Source organism: uncultured Sulfitobacter sp. (genome assembly GCF_947500075.1).
Classification (GTDB): Bacteria; Pseudomonadota; Alphaproteobacteria; order Rhodobacterales; family Rhodobacteraceae; genus Sulfitobacter.
The window spans coordinates 1-15,747 of record NZ_CANMQS010000012.1 but is presented as its reverse complement, the minus strand read 5'-3'; the positions used below and the strand labels follow the sequence as shown (position 1 = coordinate 15,747).

Annotated in this window: 12 protein-coding genes; 3 read left to right on the top strand and 9 right to left on the bottom strand. The window is 58.5% G+C overall.

Annotated features, from left to right (window positions below):
• The first annotated feature begins 90 nt into the window (after positions 1-90).
• On the top strand, positions 91-3,441 hold the full coding sequence (locus Q1A91_RS22500) for a calcium-binding protein (protein WP_299882879.1): 3,351 nt from the start codon (positions 91-93) through the stop codon (positions 3,439-3,441).
• A 72-nt stretch (positions 3,442-3,513) separates the two neighbouring features.
• A complete protein-coding gene (locus Q1A91_RS22495; protein ID WP_299882877.1) occupies positions 3,514-4,299 on the top strand; it encodes a Stf0 family sulfotransferase in 786 nt (261 codons plus the stop codon).
• Here the strand turns inward: Q1A91_RS22495 and Q1A91_RS22490 are convergent, their stop codons facing one another.
• Positions 4,300-4,956, bottom strand: coding sequence for an ABC transporter ATP-binding protein (locus tag Q1A91_RS22490; RefSeq protein WP_299882875.1), 657 nt, complete (start codon positions 4,954-4,956; stop codon positions 4,300-4,302).
• Between the two features lie 9 nt (positions 4,957-4,965).
• Complete coding sequence (locus Q1A91_RS22485) at positions 4,966-6,045, bottom strand: capsule biosynthesis protein (RefSeq protein ID WP_299882873.1); 1,080 nt, start codon at positions 6,043-6,045, stop codon at positions 4,966-4,968.
• Positions 6,046-6,495: 450 nt separating this feature from the next.
• Here Q1A91_RS22485 and Q1A91_RS22480 point away from each other — a divergent pair, with 450 nt between their 5' ends.
• Positions 6,496-7,308 (top strand): ABC transporter permease, encoded by an 813-nt coding sequence (locus Q1A91_RS22480; RefSeq protein ID WP_299882871.1) that lies wholly within the window; start codon positions 6,496-6,498, stop codon positions 7,306-7,308.
• Here Q1A91_RS22480 and Q1A91_RS22475 read toward each other — a convergent pair.
• The 7 genes from Q1A91_RS22475 to Q1A91_RS22445 all read right to left on the bottom strand — a co-directional run.
• Positions 7,298-9,793, bottom strand: coding sequence for a glycosyltransferase (locus Q1A91_RS22475; RefSeq protein ID WP_299882869.1), 2,496 nt, complete (start codon positions 9,791-9,793; stop codon positions 7,298-7,300). The genes Q1A91_RS22480 and Q1A91_RS22475 overlap by 11 nt on opposite strands.
• 45 nt (positions 9,794-9,838) lie before the next feature.
• On the bottom strand, positions 9,839-10,711 hold the full coding sequence (gene rfbA, locus Q1A91_RS22470; RefSeq protein WP_299882867.1) for a glucose-1-phosphate thymidylyltransferase RfbA: 873 nt from the start codon (positions 10,709-10,711) through the stop codon (positions 9,839-9,841).
• 139 nt (positions 10,712-10,850) lie between these two features.
• Positions 10,851-11,711, bottom strand: coding sequence for a dTDP-4-dehydrorhamnose reductase (gene rfbD, locus Q1A91_RS22465; protein WP_299882865.1), 861 nt, complete (start codon positions 11,709-11,711; stop codon positions 10,851-10,853).
• Complete coding sequence (gene rfbB, locus Q1A91_RS22460; RefSeq protein WP_299882862.1) at positions 11,708-12,748, bottom strand: dTDP-glucose 4,6-dehydratase; 1,041 nt, start codon at positions 12,746-12,748, stop codon at positions 11,708-11,710. The genes rfbD and rfbB overlap by 4 nt, the downstream gene beginning before the upstream one ends.
• Positions 12,745-13,311 (bottom strand): dTDP-4-dehydrorhamnose 3,5-epimerase, encoded by a 567-nt coding sequence (gene rfbC / locus Q1A91_RS22455; protein ID WP_299882860.1) that lies wholly within the window; start codon positions 13,309-13,311, stop codon positions 12,745-12,747. The genes rfbB and rfbC overlap by 4 nt, the downstream gene beginning before the upstream one ends.
• A 68-nt stretch (positions 13,312-13,379) precedes the next feature.
• Positions 13,380-14,468 (bottom strand): DUF2793 domain-containing protein, encoded by a 1,089-nt coding sequence (locus Q1A91_RS22450; protein ID WP_299882858.1) that lies wholly within the window; start codon positions 14,466-14,468, stop codon positions 13,380-13,382.
• A 168-nt stretch (positions 14,469-14,636) separates the two neighbouring features.
• Positions 14,637-15,747, bottom strand: a 1,111-nt coding sequence (locus Q1A91_RS22445; protein WP_299882856.1) for a ParB/RepB/Spo0J family partition protein, incomplete at its 5' end; no start/stop codon positions are given.

Sequence of the window (15,747 nt, the reverse complement as noted above, 5' to 3'; positions counted from 1 at the left end):
GGCCCTAAAGGTCACGGTTTTGCCGCCTTCTAGGTCCGTTACCAGCCAGACCTGCATCTTAATTCCTCTTCCGCTTCTGGGGGAGGAAAAATGGTTGAACTGACGCATATTGGCACGCGGCAAGGCGATCCGGACGATGAGGACCGGATCCTCAGCGACATAGACTTCGCGCGGATCGACGGGCAGCTCGTTCTGTTTGCGACGTCCTACACCGGCATGACGTTGAGCACCTTTACCCTGACCAGTGGCGGTATTTCACTGCGGGACGAGACGTTTCTGCCGCCCGGAAATGGGCTTGGCAGCCCGGCAGCGCTGCACGTTGGTGAATTGAACAATGCTGATGTTGTGATCACCACCGGTCCTCAATACGCAGGTCTTGTGACGCATGAAGTCATGGGCAGCACGCTTGGTTCCCGGTCGGTGGCAGGCAACACCCTGCCAGGCGCGATGACGGCAATCACGACATTTGACCTTGGCCCGGACCAGATGATCCTGTCGGCACACCGGGGTCAGGACACCCTGGCGACCTACAGGGTGCAAAACGATGGAAGTCTGGCCAATCCGATTCTGACGACCCTTCCGGGCAATGGCCTTGGCGACGACATCACCGCAATCGCCGCGCTGAATGGTAGCAGCTTCACGCATGTGTTTGCCCTGTCTTCTGCTGCAAACAGCCTCATGTCCTTTCGCGTCAACCCCAATGGCACCATGAACCCGCGCGCCACAATCGACAGCGATAGCGGTCTTTATGTTTCCAACCCGACCACGATGGCACTTGTGGAGGTCGCAGGCACGGATTTCGCCGTGATAGCCGGTGGCAACAGCGCCTCTCTCAGCGTGGTGGAGCTGTTTGACAACGGCGCAATGCGCGTTGTGGATCATGTCATCGATGGCCGGGATACCCGCTTTGACAACGCCGCCGCGCTCTCCGTCGTGCAGGATGGTGACCGGGCCTTTGTCGTGGCGGCAGGCGCGGATGATGGTGTTTCCCTGTTCCAGATCCTGCCGGATGGCTATCTGCTCCATCTCGACAGCTTTGCCGATACAACAGAGACGGCGCTGACCAACGTCACCGATCTGGCCGCTACAATGGTCGGAGGTCGGATTGAGATCGCCTCCGTTGCGGAAGCCGACGCGGGCATCACACGCCTTCAGGCCGATGTCGGCAACCGTGGGGTCACGCAAGTCGGGTCCACCGCGGCGCAGTTCATGTCCGGCACCAGCGCCGATGATGTGCTCCGGGCAATGGGAGGGGATGACACACTTTCAGGCGGCGCAGGGAATGATACCCTGATGGGAGGGTATGGCACGGATCTGCTAACCGGTGGAGGTGGCGCGGACACGTTTGTCTTCCGCGCCGATGAGGCCCGCAACGACATAATCACGGATTTCAACATCAACGAGGACCGCATTGATCTGTCAGGTCTGGGGTTGGTGTATACGCTTGACGCGCTTGAGTTCACGACCACCGGCAGCGGCGCCATCATCGAATTTCGCGGCGACCGGCTGGTGATCAATACGCATAACGGCAGCTCTTTGCGGGTTGAGGATTTTGCGACCGAAGATTTCTTCTCTCTCACCCATCTGACCCCAATGCAGTTTGGCTCCATTCTGACGTTTGAAGGAACTTCGCAAAACGACATCCTCGAAGGGACAGACCTTGAGGATACAATCAGCGGGTTGGGCGGCAACGACACTCTGGATGGCGGTGCGGGTGCAGACCGCCTGATCGGCGGGGACGGGATCGACCGCGTAACTTATCAAAGTGCTGCGTCCGCCGTGGTTGTGGATCTGGCAAACACCGCAATGAACACAGGCGCAGCGGATGGGGATGAGTTCTTTTTCATCGAAGAAATCCACGGGTCCGCTCTGGCCGATACGCTTTATGGGGACGGCGGGGACAACCGTCTGATTGGCTATGTCGGCAATGACATGCTTCAGGGTCGTGGCGGCGATGACGCGCTGATCGGTCGGTCGGGGAACGACACCATGATCGGCGGCGCGGGCGCGGACCTGCTGGAGGGGGGTGTCGGCATTGATGAGGCGAACTACAGCTTCTCCACCAACGGCCTGCTGGCCGATCTTGGTTTTGCGCAGTTCAATACCTTTGAAGCGGCAGGCGACATCTATGTCAGCATCGAGAACCTGCGCGGCTCAAACTTTGCGGACAACCTGCGCGGTAACAACGTCGCCAACGTCATCTGGGGCGGCGGCGGCAATGACAACATCGCCAGCCGCAACGGAAACGACACGATCTTTGGCAACGGCGGCAACGACATCCTGATGGGGGGTGCGGATGCAGACCGGCTTGACGGCGGTGCGGGCATTGACCGGGTGACATACTTCGCCTCTCAAACTGCGGTCACCGTTGACCTGCTGTTTGCTGCCTTCAACACGGGCGAAGCTGCGGGCGACACCTTCGTCTCCATCGAGGAAATTCAGGGCAGCGAATTTGGCGACAACCTGCTGGGCACAAACGACGACAACACCTTGTTCGGCAACAATGGCCGCGATTTTCTGTCCGGGCGCGGCGGAGACGATGTCTTGCGCGGCATGGGCGGCGATGACGACCTGAGAGGTGGGACAGGTGCGGATACGCTCGATGGTGGGAATGGCGTGGATCAGGCCAGCTACCGGAACGCAGCCCAGGCGGTGGTGGCGGATCTCGCCTTTGGCGTGAACAACACCGGGGACGCGGCGAACGATGTGTTTCTATCCATCGAAAACCTCGCCGGCTCCCGGTTCGCAGACGGGCTGCGCGGCAACGATAGTGCAAACGTGCTTTTTGGTGATGATGGCAACGACTGGCTGACCGGCCGGTTGGGGCATGACACACTTCAAGGCGGCAACGGCAACGATGTTCTGGTGGGCGGCGTGGGCCGGGACCTGCTGGATGGTGGCGGCGGTATTGACCGGATCGACTACCGGGAAAGTCCCTTTGGGCTGACGGTGGACCTGCGCAACCCGGCCAACAACACGCGCGAGGCGACGGGCGACGTCTTTGTTTCCATCGAGAATATCTATGGATCAAACGCCAACGACATCCTGACGGGGGATGCAAACAACAACACCCTTTGGGGTGCGGGCGGCAATGATCGGTTAATATCAGCCGCAGGAAACGACCGATTGCTGGGGATGGATGGCAATGATCAGCTCAACGGTGGTTTTGGCAATGATGTCATGACCGGTGGCGCGGGGGTCGATACGTTTGTGTTTGCCCAGGGTGTTGATCAGATCACCGATTTCACACTTGGCGAAGACATGCTGAGGATCGCGGACACAATTTGGAACGGCATTGACTATTCGGTCGAGGATGTTATCGCTCTGTTCGCGTCAAACGATGGGTCTTCGACTGTTTTGGACTTTGGCGACGGCAATATCCTGTTTGTGCAAGGGATAACGGATCCGGAGAGCCTTTCGGATAGCTTAACAATTATCTGACGGGATCGCGGATCTATGTGGAAAGGTTTTGCCAAAGAATCGGAGCTGGACCGAAACAGGTTTGCGCGCGAAATGAAGCTGCCTGCGGCACCCACGCAATATGTGATGTTCTTTACGCCGCGCTCCGGCAGTTCCTGGCTTACCGACATCGCGGACCGCACACGCAAACTCAGCATCCCTGGGGAGTGTTTTAACCCCAACTTCATGCCCAATATGACCCGTGCGCTGAACGCAACAAACATGGACGAGTACATCGACATTCTTGTGCGGCGGCGCAATACCTCAGGTGTCTTCGGCTTTCAGATAACTTACCATCAGCTCAACGCAGTCTTCCGGAACAGGGAGGATTTCCTTGAGCGCTTCCCCAGTGAGAAGTGTTTTTGGCTGATCCGCGAGGACATCCTGCTTCAAGCAATCTCTTTGTATAAAATGCAAAAAACCCAGCTTGGTCACGCATCGCAAGCAAGTGCCGCTGAACTGGAAGCCAAGGAAAAATCATTCACCTACAATGCTGGCCAGATCAAGCGCTGGCTCGAACACATACGCCACGCTGAGGTGGATACCGAAAAGCTCTTCGCAGATTATGATCTTTCACCTTTCCGGATGAGTTATGAACAAAACACTTCATTGCGTCCGGCAAAGGTTGTGAACGCAATGGGCCATTACCTTGGTCTTGAGCATATGACCGGGCTCAAACTGAACACGGCACACCGGAAAATCGGAACCACCACCAACGATGTGTATGCTGCGCGTTTCCGTGAAGAAATGGGCGACTACATGAAGCGTGTTGAAGAAGATCGTGCGCCAATGCTGGCCAAGATCAAGCACATTGTTCAAAGGGATGCTGCCACCCTCTGATCAAGCACTCATGTTCCGCTCATGATGTTCAATCGCTTCGTCCAGATCATCGTAGTACGTCAGATCGCCATCCTCCAGCACCGCACCCACGTCGCACAGCTGACGCACCATCGGCATGGAGTGGGACACAACAATCGCGCTTGAATACCGCATGCGGTCCCGGAGCAAGTCACCGCTCTTGCGCCTGAATATCGCATCACCGACCGCGACGACTTCATCAATCAGATAGGTGTCAAAAGGGATGCCCACCGACACGCCAAATGCCAATCGGGAGCGCATGCCCGAAGAATAGCTGCGCAGCGGCAGGTGAAAATGCGGGCCAAGTTCGGCAAAGCGGGCGACAAAATCAATCAGTTCGGTGGTTTCCACCCCATAGATGCGGGCGATGAACCGGGTGTTCTGTGCGCCCGTCAGGTCCGGGTGGAACGACCCTGCAAACCCGACTGGCCAGGAAATGGTCCCCGTGGATCGGATTTCCCCTTCGGTGGGGTCCATCGTGCCGGCGATCATCTTGAGCAGCGAAGATTTACCGGCCCCATTGCGCCCCAACAACGCCACGGAAGTTCCCGTCGGGAACACCTGGCTGATGTTGCGCGCCACTGTTTTGCGCTGACCTTGCAGCAGGAAAGTCTTGGTGAGATTGCGCAACTCGATCATGGCGCGCTCCTATCGGCGGTCCCTCAGGGCGTAATAGATCAACACAAGGATCGACCACCCCAGCACCAGAAACAGCCCGATCAACCCCAGCAGCATTTCCCGTTTGGGATATTCCGCCCGCTCCGCCAGCGTGGGCAGCACATGCGCGGCCAGATAACGGCTTTGCCGACGGGCCTCGGCCAGAGAGGCATCATAGGCGGCCAGCGCAGAGACATAGGCCGTCTCAGCAAATTCGCGGTCCACCACGAGGCGTTCATAGTCTCCCACAAGATTCGCGAGAAAATCACCATCCTCGGCCCCACTGCCGAAACCAAGCTTCTTGCGCTCCGCATCTATGCGTTCTTCGATGACCCGCACCCGCCGTTCGGCCTGAACAATGCGGGGGTCGCCCGACCGGGACGTTTCTTCCAGCAGGTCGAGTTCGATCAGGGAATTGGCAAGCTCCGCTTCTAGCGAGCCGAGCAAACCGGCCTGGCTTTGCAGGTCCACCGTGGGATCGACAATCTGGTTGCGGTTGCGGAACTGGGTCAGGACCTGCCGGGCCTGACGCAGGCGCTCGACCGCGTTTTCAAGCTCTTCACGGGCATAGCGAATCGCATCTTCGCGGGCGATGGCGTTCAGCTCGTTGATCATGGACGAACTGGCGGCAAAGACTTCCTCCGCAATGGCATTTGCGTCATCCGGGTCAAATGCCAAGACCCGCAATTCGATCAATCCAGTGCCCGTATCGTAATAGACTTTCACCTTCCGCAGCCAGTGTTCCAACAGATCCTCGATGGTGCCGCTGGTGTCATAGGCAAAGATCGGATCGTTTTCCGCTTTTGACCAGATGGTGCGCAGATCAAGAGCGTTGTCGATGTCCCGAACCAGTTTCTGACTTTGCAGGAACTCGAACAGAATATCGGTGTCAGAAGAGCTTGACCCGGAGAGTTCGGTGATCCCGCCCAAGATCTCGATCGCGGAGCCAACCTCTTCGGTACGGACCGAAAAGCCGACCGTTGAGGCATATTGATCCGCCGCTCTGGTCCACAAGTAGAACCCCGCAACTGCCATGGGCAGCAGCACCAGCAAAAGAAAGCTCAGTACCACGCCCCAGTGCCGCCGTCGTGCTCTGGCTTGGCTCACGGGCTGAAACGCGCTCACGTCGGTTTTTGGTGCGGCCTGTGCGGCGGGGCCTCCTGCCCCGGCAGGGGGCTTTGGCGGGGCGGCGGTCGGCGCATTCTGACCCGTTTGGGCCGCTGCCGGTTTGCCGGCGCCCTGAGCCGCATTCGGGGCAGGCTTTGGGGGAACCGGTTTGGTTTGTGGGAGTTTCTCGGGCGTCGAAGCCTCCGCGGCGGGCGGCTGCTTTTGCCCGGACGTCGGCTGCTGCGTTGTTTGTGCCTTTGTCGGGCTCAATCGCAACCGCTGAACGGTACCGCCTTCGGACTTCGATTGTTTGGGCTCGTCGTTCACCCGCATACCCCCGAGGATGAAATTGCAATTGCTTTGACCGTCATACATAGTAAGGCCTTGGAAAACTAGCGCAAACACCACTCAATCATGTCCTCGACCGCCCCTGCCCTGCCCCAGAAACCGCCGCGTGTTCGGCGGAAATTCGCAACGCCACGGGCGATTGTGGCGCTGATGCTGCGCGAGATGGCAACAACCTACGGTCGTTCACCGGGTGGATATATCTGGGCCGTGCTTGAACCGGCCGCCGGCATTGCATTGCTGACCGCGATCTTCTCACTGGGGTTCAGATCACCCCCCATCGGGTCGAACTTTCCGATCTTTTATGCCACGGGCCTTGTGCCCTTTCTGGCTTTCATCGACGTGACCAACAAGACCGCAGCTTCCGTCATGTTTTCAAAACCGCTGCTGGCCTATCCAAGTGTCACGTTCTTTGACGCAATCGCAGGGCGGTTTCTGGTCAATGGCATCACCCAGTTGATGGTGGCCTTTATCATCCTCGTCGGCATTGTCGCGCTGTTTGACACGCGAACCGTCGCTGATTTTCCGCAGATCATCATGGCCTTTGCCATGCTCGCTGCCTTGTCGCTGGGCATGGGGACAATGAACTGCTTTTTGCAGACCATGTTCCCGGTCTATCAGCGGATATGGAGCATTCTGACAAGGCCGCTCCTGCTGATTTCGTGCGTCTTCTACATGTACGATACCATTCCTGCGCAGTTTCAGACCTATGTCTGGTTTAACCCGTTGGTGCATGTCGTGGGACAGATGCGCAAAGGGTTCTACCCCAGTTACGATGCCACCTATGTGAGCGAGGTGTTTGTATTCGGTCTGTCCTTCACCGCGTTGCTGATCGGGCTTGTGTTCCTGCTCCGCTACAAACGCGACCTGATCAACTACTGAGCATCGCCAGCAGGATCGCCTCCGGCAGATCGGCCATGTCCGCGGGGCGGGTGATGATATGGCCATTGCGGGCGGCACCAACGGCTTCGGCCTGCGCGCCCAGATCCAGACAATAGACCGGCATGCCTGTTGCAAGGGCTTCATGGGTGGTGAACGAAAACGTCTCTGGCCCGATGGAGGGTATCAGCCATTTCGTGATGCCGTAGGTTTGGACGATCTCCGGCAGATCGGTCTTCTCATAGCGCCCATGTACCATCGCAGGCGGGCTCAGAGCATAGGTGGGATCGATGTCGCCAATCACGACCAATCCTGCGGCATGGCTCTGCGCCAGATCTGCTGACATGGCTTGCAGGACAGACGCCCCCTTCTGGTACCCGATATTGCCCAGAACACCAATGACCGGGTCGCCTTTGGGATGCTTCGATTTCGGCATCTTCAGGGCTTTGAGGTCTGGCTTGTGGGGCTCGATCACGCAGTGTTCTGCGAAATCCGGATAGGCTTGAGAGAATACCGAAGCCGAATCCTGCGAGAATGCTGTGATTTGATCGGCATGCGCCAATACCTTGGCCCACTCCGCGCGCCAAAGCGACAATGGTGCCCGCGTATTGTCAAAGCGCAACGCATGATGCTCGGGATCCTCGGTATCTTCGGGCGGCACCCCCTCGTAAATCCCCTTGCTGTTCAACAACGTATAGGCCGGGCTGACCAGCATGTAGTCATGCACCAGCACTTCCAGCGCATCAGACGGCCCGTTTCGGAGCGCCAGAATGATCTCTGGCAACAGCATTGGATCGTGGTGCCCAACACCATTGGAGTAGATCACCCTGCGCCCCTGAACAGGGGCCAACACCTGATGAAGCACCACGTCATCTTCAAGCAGGCAACCCTGCACGCCCATATGCGCGTGCAATTCAACCGTCCAACGTGCTTTGCCACCAACGCGCACAACCACAACGCTTGATCCGTCTTCGATATGGGCCTTGATGCGCCGTTTGAGATCAACTTCCGCACCCCCGCCCATGGAATGCGCGATATAGAGCGGCATCAATCCGTCCTGGCGGCCCTGGGCCCACGCGAGGCCCAGCATCATCCGTGGCCCCTCCACCGGGTCGTTTTGCAGGAACTGCTGCACTTCCAGATCGTAATCGTTGTAGCGGTCCGAGATCAGGTTGCTGTTGTGCTGGATCAGCGCAAGCTTCTCCTTGCTGCCGAAGGAGACACCGCCGCGATGCTCGACAAAGAGGGAGCCGATGATCTCATGCCGCCCTCCCACCGCTCTGGCGCGCTGGCACCAATCAACCTCTTCACCGTATCCACGTCCGAAAGCGGTATCAAAGGCCGGCACCTGTTTCAGGAACCGCGCATTCATCGCCATGCAAAAGCCAACCCCTGTCGGAGCTTCGCCCCGCGCGACCAACGGATTGAGGGTCTGGGCGAAAGCATCAATGACGTCGACCTCTCCCGGTTCCAGATCATGGCGGACACAGGCGACGGGCGCGTTGCAGATTTCCGCATCGTTGGACATCGGTGTCACTGTCGCGACATCCGCATCTTCCAGAATGGGGCGCAGCAGACGGGTGGCCCAGGCCTTGGGCAGGAACGCATCTGAGTTCAACAGAACCACATGACCAGCATGCTGTCGGGCTTCGTCGAAACCCCGATTCACACTGCCAATGAATCCAAGATTTTCAGCATTCTCCACAAGAGTGACACGCGCCTGTGTTTCTTCGGGCAGCGCCTTCACCCATTCCCGCAGGAACGGGCGGACTTTGGTATCTGAGGAACAATCCTCAACCATCACGAGCCGCCAGGGCAGATCCGTGTTGTCCCTGATCCGTTGCAGCACCTCTGGCAGCAGATCCAAGGCGTTATAGACTGGCATCACAATCGTGATCTCTTGGGGCTTTGGCGGTGCCGAGGTGTCAGGCTCCAGAATTTCGGCATCGAACAGGGAAATGCTCGGCGGCAGATCGCTCAGCCGAAGTGCACGTTTGACACCTGCACGCGCTGCCGGATTCCGTGTGACCGCCCATTTTACCAGATGTGGCCCCGCGCGCATCAGATCCCGTGCGAAGGGTACCCTGACCGCGCGCGTCGCGCGGTCCAGTATCGCCTCATCCGGCATCGGGACTTCAAAGAAGTAGGTCCTGCCGTTCCCCATCCCAATCCCAAGCACGCATCGGCCTTCGACATAGTGTTGGGCAACCACGAACCCCAGGAGGCGATCCCGCTCAAGACCCAATGCTTCGGCCACATCCACGCGGGTCATGCTTGGCATCGCACGGCGTTCATTGCCGTCGAGGATCATGTGAACATCGCGGCCGGTGGTCCACCCTTCGAGGATTGCGCGGTTTTCCGCAATCCGCAGACGATCAAGGTAGCCGATGCGCCGCCCCAATTCATCGAGCAGTTCAAAACCCTCGTACTCGACAATCTGATGTGCCGCGGCATACCGCCGAAACAGACCTTGAAGCCGCCTGATCATTTTGTCTTTCCCTGACTCAAATGGCTTAACGTCTTTCAGACGTTCTCATTTCAATAGCTCAAACAAATACTCGCCATAGGTGTTCTTTTTGAACAATTCCGCGCGGCGTTCCAGATCTTCTGGGCTCAGCCAGCCTTTCTCGAATGCGATCTCATCGGGGCTGCCGGTTTGCAATCCCTGTCGCGCTTGCAGGGTACGCACAAAGTTGCCTGCATCCAACAGCGAACCATGCGTGCCTGTATCAAGCCAGGCGTAACCACGACCCATCCGCTCAACGCTCAATGACCCTTCGTGCAGATAGGTTTCCAGCAAGGTGGTGATTTCCAGCTCGCCGCGCTCGGACGGTTCGACCTCAGCGGCGCGCGCGGGTGCGGTGGCGTCAAGGAAGTACAAGCCTGTGACGGCATAATTGGATGGCGGCACAGGCGGCTTTTCGATTATCGCGCTGGCCTTGCCGACCTCGTCAAACGCCACCACGCCATATCGTTCAGGATCGGCAACGTGATAGCCAAAGACGGTCCCGCCTGCCCCTTGCTGATCCGCCTTTTCCAGCATCGTGGGCAAGCCATGACCAAAGAAGATATTGTCCCCCAGCACCATTGCCGAGGGTGCGCCGTTCAAGAAGTCCTTCGCCAGCAAATAGGCTTGCGCCAATCCATCCGGTGACGGCTGAATGATATAGGTAAACGCCAGCCCCCACTGGCTGCCATCCCCCAAAAGCCGCTGGAACTGTTCCTGATCTTCCGGTGTTGTGATGATCGCGATTTCGCGTATCCCGCCCAACATCAGCACCGACAATGGATAATAGATCATTGGCTTGTCGTAGATCGGCAACAGCTGCTTTGAGACTCCCATGGTGATGGGATACAGCCGCGTGCCGGAACCGCCTGCCAGAATGATACCCTTGCGTGTCGTCATGTCTTCCTCACATCCCGGATGTTTTGACCCATATCCGTTGGTCAGCGGATAGAGCCTAGAAGTTCAAAAGTCATCCGCAGATATGCGATTTAGTGACGAACGTCGCTTTCAGGTCATCGTGCCGGCAGGCTTTGGCCGACTACACGACGTCCAATGCGCGCAAACAAGCGGACAGGCCCGCTCGCCAGTCCGGGCGGGCGATGCCAAAGGTCTGCGCCGTGGCGCTACAATCCATGCGGGAATTTGGCGGCCGCACGGCTGGGGTCGGGTAATCAGCTGTCGGAATGTCTGTCACCGCAACATCCCTGCCCGCCTGCGCAAAGATCTCACGCGCGAAGTCAGCCCAGCTGACGTCAGGCGCGCCGGAGAAATGGTAGATCCCGCTCACATCCGGATCGTCGCATAGCTTTGCCGCCATCACCCAAAGTGCCGCCGCGATGTCGGCAGCAGGTGTTGGCCCGCCAATCTGGTCACCCACCACGGTCAGGGCATCCCGCGTCTCTGACAGTCGCAGCATCGTCTTGAGAAAATTCGCCCCATCTGCGGAAAACACCCACGATGTGCGCAGAATAGCATAAGAGCCGCCCGCAGAGGCCACGCCACGCTCCCCAGCGAGCTTTGTGCGCCCATAGGCCCCCAGCGGCCCTACAGGGCTCTCAGGGGCCCACGCATGGGTTCCCTGCCCGTCAAACACGTAGTCCGTTGAGACATGCAGAAAGGGCACGCCTTTGGCCGCTGCCGCTTTGGCCATGGCGGTGGGCGCATCTGCGTTCACCAACAGCGCTGTGGCCTCATCCTCCTCCGCCTTGTCGACGGCTGTGTAGGCGGCGGCATTGATCACCACGTCTGCATCGCTGGCTGCCACCAAAGCAGCGCAGCCCGCAGGATCGGTCAGATCCGCGTGATCCCGACCCAAGGCTTCCATCGTCCATCCCGCAGGGACCGACCGGGACAACGCCAAACCGACCTGCCCCGTCGTGCCAAGTACCAGCGCCTTCATGCGTCTTTGCCCAACCGTGTCCCGACACCGGGCCGGTCCAGCAAGGGCCGCCACCAATCCTCATTATCGAGGTACCAGCGCACCGTGCGCTCCAACCCATCCTCAAGCGTGACTGAGGGCCGCCAGCCCAGTTCCTCCCGGATGCGGGTCGGATCAATCGCATATCGTTGGTCGTGACCCGGCCGGTCCGTGACGTAGGTGATCAGATCTGCATAAGGCGCGTCACCGGGTTTCAACCGATCCAAAGCGGCGCAAATCATCTGCACCACTTCGATGTTCTGCGCCTCGTTCTCGCCGCCGATGTTGTAGGACCGTCCCAATTGACCTTTCTGAAGAACCGTCAACAAAGCATCTGCGTGATCTTCAACATAGAGCCAATCCCGCACGTTATCGCCTTTGCCATAGATCGGTATGGGCCGCCCATGCAGCGCGTTGAGGATCACCACAGGGATCAGCTTTTCAGGAAAATGATATGGGCCGTAATTGTTGGAACAATTGCTCAAGACGACAGGAAGTCCATAGGTCTCCCCCCAGGCCCGGACCAGGTGGTCACTGGCGGCCTTTGACGCCGAATAGGGTGACCGCGGGTCATAGGACGTTTCTTCGGTAAACTGCCCCTCTGGCCCCAAAGATCCAAAGACCTCATCGGTTGAGACATGGTGAAACCGAAACCCGTCCGGTTTCCCCTGCCCCAACCAATAGGCTCTGGCCGCTTCCAGCAAGGTGTAGGTGCCCATGATGTTCGTCTCTAAGAAGGCACCGGGGCCGTCGATTGAACGGTCCACATGACTTTCCGCCGCCAGGTGCAGGATCGCCTCCGGCTGATGGTCCGCCAGAACCCTGTCCATCGCGGCTCTGTCGCAAATGTTCTCATTCTCGAAACAATAGCCCGGATTGTTTCCAATTTCGCGAAGGTTCTCCAGACAGGCTGCATAGGTCAGCGCATCAACGTTGATAACCTCATGCCCTACCCGCACCGCTTGTCGCACCACTGCTGACCCGATGAAGCCAGCACCACCTGTTACCAAAATCTTCATGCCGCGCCCTCCCAGACGAAGGGGCTGTCGAAATCTGACAGCACAGGTGCCGCTGCATCCTTACCGCTTAAGACGGCCTCACCGGACAGGTCCCAATTGATCCCGATCTCGGGATCATCGAACCGCACCGCCCCATCGCATTCCGGTGCGTAGTAGTCTGAGCATTTATAGCAAATCTCTGTGTCAGGAGTCCGTGTCGCAAAACCATGGAGGAACCCTGTTGGCACCAGCAACTGCCGCCCGTTCTCTGCGCTGAGTTCAACCCCGACCCACTTGCCATAGGTCGGGCTGCCTTTTCGAATGTCGACGGCAACGTCGAACAATACACCCTTGCCGCAGCGCACCAGTTTCGCCTGCGCATGGGGCGGGGATTGAAAGTGCAGCCCCCGCACTGTGTTCACCTCTGCCGAGACGGAGTGATTGTCCTGCACGAATTCCGTGGTGATCCCCAGCCCCTCAAGCGTCTTGCGGTTCCAGGTTTCAGCAAAAAAGCCGCGGTCATCCCCAAAGCGCCGTGGGGTCAGGATCACCACACCGGGCAAGGTGGTTTCTTCGATCTGCATGGGGTCTTCTCTCGGATGCTACTGATTACAGCGCACCCTTAGCAGCCTACCCCACGTCTGTCAGCACCTCAGAACCACAAACCATAGGCCATCAGATTGACCTCGACCGTGTCAGGATCAGCGGCCTGGTGCAATTTGACATGCCACCCTGTGGTATCGGCCCAGATACCCAACTCCCCCACCACCTTGCGGCGCACCGCCCCGCCAGTGCGCAGGGTGCTGTCCATCTCGGCGATATTGGCGCCGGAGGCACTTGCCGTCAGATGCGTCGCCATGGGGATTGGGTAGTCAAACGGTTGGTTGGCAATGGTCGAGGTATCAATCGTTACCTTGCGGGTACAAATCATCGTACCATCGGCCCATTTGACGTAGTCACCCATGGCGTTGGACCCCCGCTCAATCACCGCACCGGTCGGAATACCGCCTGTTTCGCTCGCGACACCGACGATCTGGTCGCGCAACACAGCGTTCTGGGCCAACACCAGCCGACCGCTGGTCGTATCCCCGGCGCTTTGCTGGATCGCCTGCCCTGTCGCGTGTCCTGTGGTGGGATCAAACCGCATCGCCGTGGTCCAGCTTGCACCATCAGCGCTCACCTTGATGGAGAACGCATCTTCCCCGGCAAGACCCATCTCAGCCCGGCCGGAGAACCCGGTCTGGAACAGCAGACTGGCCGTATCCCCAAGCCCTGCCTTGTTCACCGTCAACCGATGATCGTCACCCTCATGGGTCAGCAGTGTCGCAGGCGAAGCAACGCTCAACCGATTGGTCGCATTGGCGGAGGTATTCACCCCAAGCATGTCAGGGCTGACATCCCCGGCCACCAGCGACCAGGAGCTGCCATCATATTGGGCGAATGCCCCCTGGTCTCGCACATATGCGATCCACCCAAGGTGGGGCGGATAGAACATCCATGCGCTATCCTCATAGACAGCGACAGAACTCTCCTGCCCTGCCCAAGCGCCAGTGGCCCCCTGAGCGACGATAAAGCGTTCGCCAACGGTCGGGGACCCCGGCGGTGTTGCTGTTCCAAGAGCATCGACGCTTAGCTGCACGGTTGCATCCAAAACGCGAAGCGCTTCGTTATGCGTCACATGTTTCTGAGCTTGTGCGGGCTGAATGTACGGCAAAGAGAGCAAAGCAGAGGTCTGGGGCATGGGTCTGGTCCTGTTGCAGATCGGGTTGCCCTATCCCTAGCCTGCGGTACGGCAAAAACGCCTTATGGCACCGTGACGGTGGGGGTGATACACCCTGCCTCTCCCTCACAGATTATAACAACTATTTGATTTTAAAATGTATTTCACAAGTTTCGCGCGCGAAACCAGCTACGAACCGGAATCCAATACCCGTTTTAGACCATCCATCGCAGCTTCAAGCACATCAGCGTCAACCATCTCTCCCTCCAGCCGGATGTAATACCCGCTGCGATCCATATCCCACATCAGGGAGATCCCGTTGGACAGTTGATGATACCCCCTGCCCTGCTTCGGCTGGGTGACTGCTGTCGGCGTCTTTGGCCGCTTCTTTTTGCCCGGCTTTCCCGCCTCTTCTGACACGATCACTGTGGGTTCAAGCAATGTCCATTCCGACGCAGGATCACCCCCCTGCCCTACCTCAAGAGCCTCTCGCAACTGACCTGTGTATCCATTGCGCATAGCGGCGACCAACCGCAGACCCTGACGCTCCCCCAGATGCGAACCAAAGCTGAGCATGTCGCCAAGTTCCTCATGCAACGCTGCAAAGCTGCGTATCTTTGAGCGCTTCGCCTTGGAGCCACTGGCGTAAAGCGCATTGACCGCATCCTCAACCGAAGCGAACGCGCCATGTGCCGTCGCCATGACTGCGATGCGCCCCCGTTCATAGTGGCTCAGATTCGCCCTGATTTCATTTTCTTCCACCATGGCGACATAGGCTTTCGGACCCGTTCCCACGTCCCGCACAAATGCTGGCACCACTTCAAAGGTTGGATCGCCCGTCTCAATCGCCAGCGCCCGGAATGCCATCAGACGCCGCCACCCTGAAATCAGGCCGTAGCGTTCACCATTTGCGCCTTGTTCAGCCAGCTCAAAAAGGTCAACGGGCAAGCGCAACCCGTACAGACGGATGCTGCTCTTCAGCTCCTCCATAGCTTCAGCATCTACCGTCACACGGTCCCGTGGCATCGCCTCCATCAAGACCTGACCGACGGCGATCTTTTGGACAACCAACCCATCTGCCAGCGCATCCCTGTACCGCTCGGCATCCGCCCTATCTACTGCCTGTGCGGCCCGTACCGCAGGATCAACAGCCTCCCCACTGGCTGCTGCATCGGCGGCAACCTGCGCAATTGGCGGGATGGGCCCTAACGCACCCCCCTTGGTTTCGCGCGCGAAACCCTTCTCAAGCTCATCCAGTTGCGCGGCACTTGGCGCTTCCAATCTACGACGTTTAGCCATC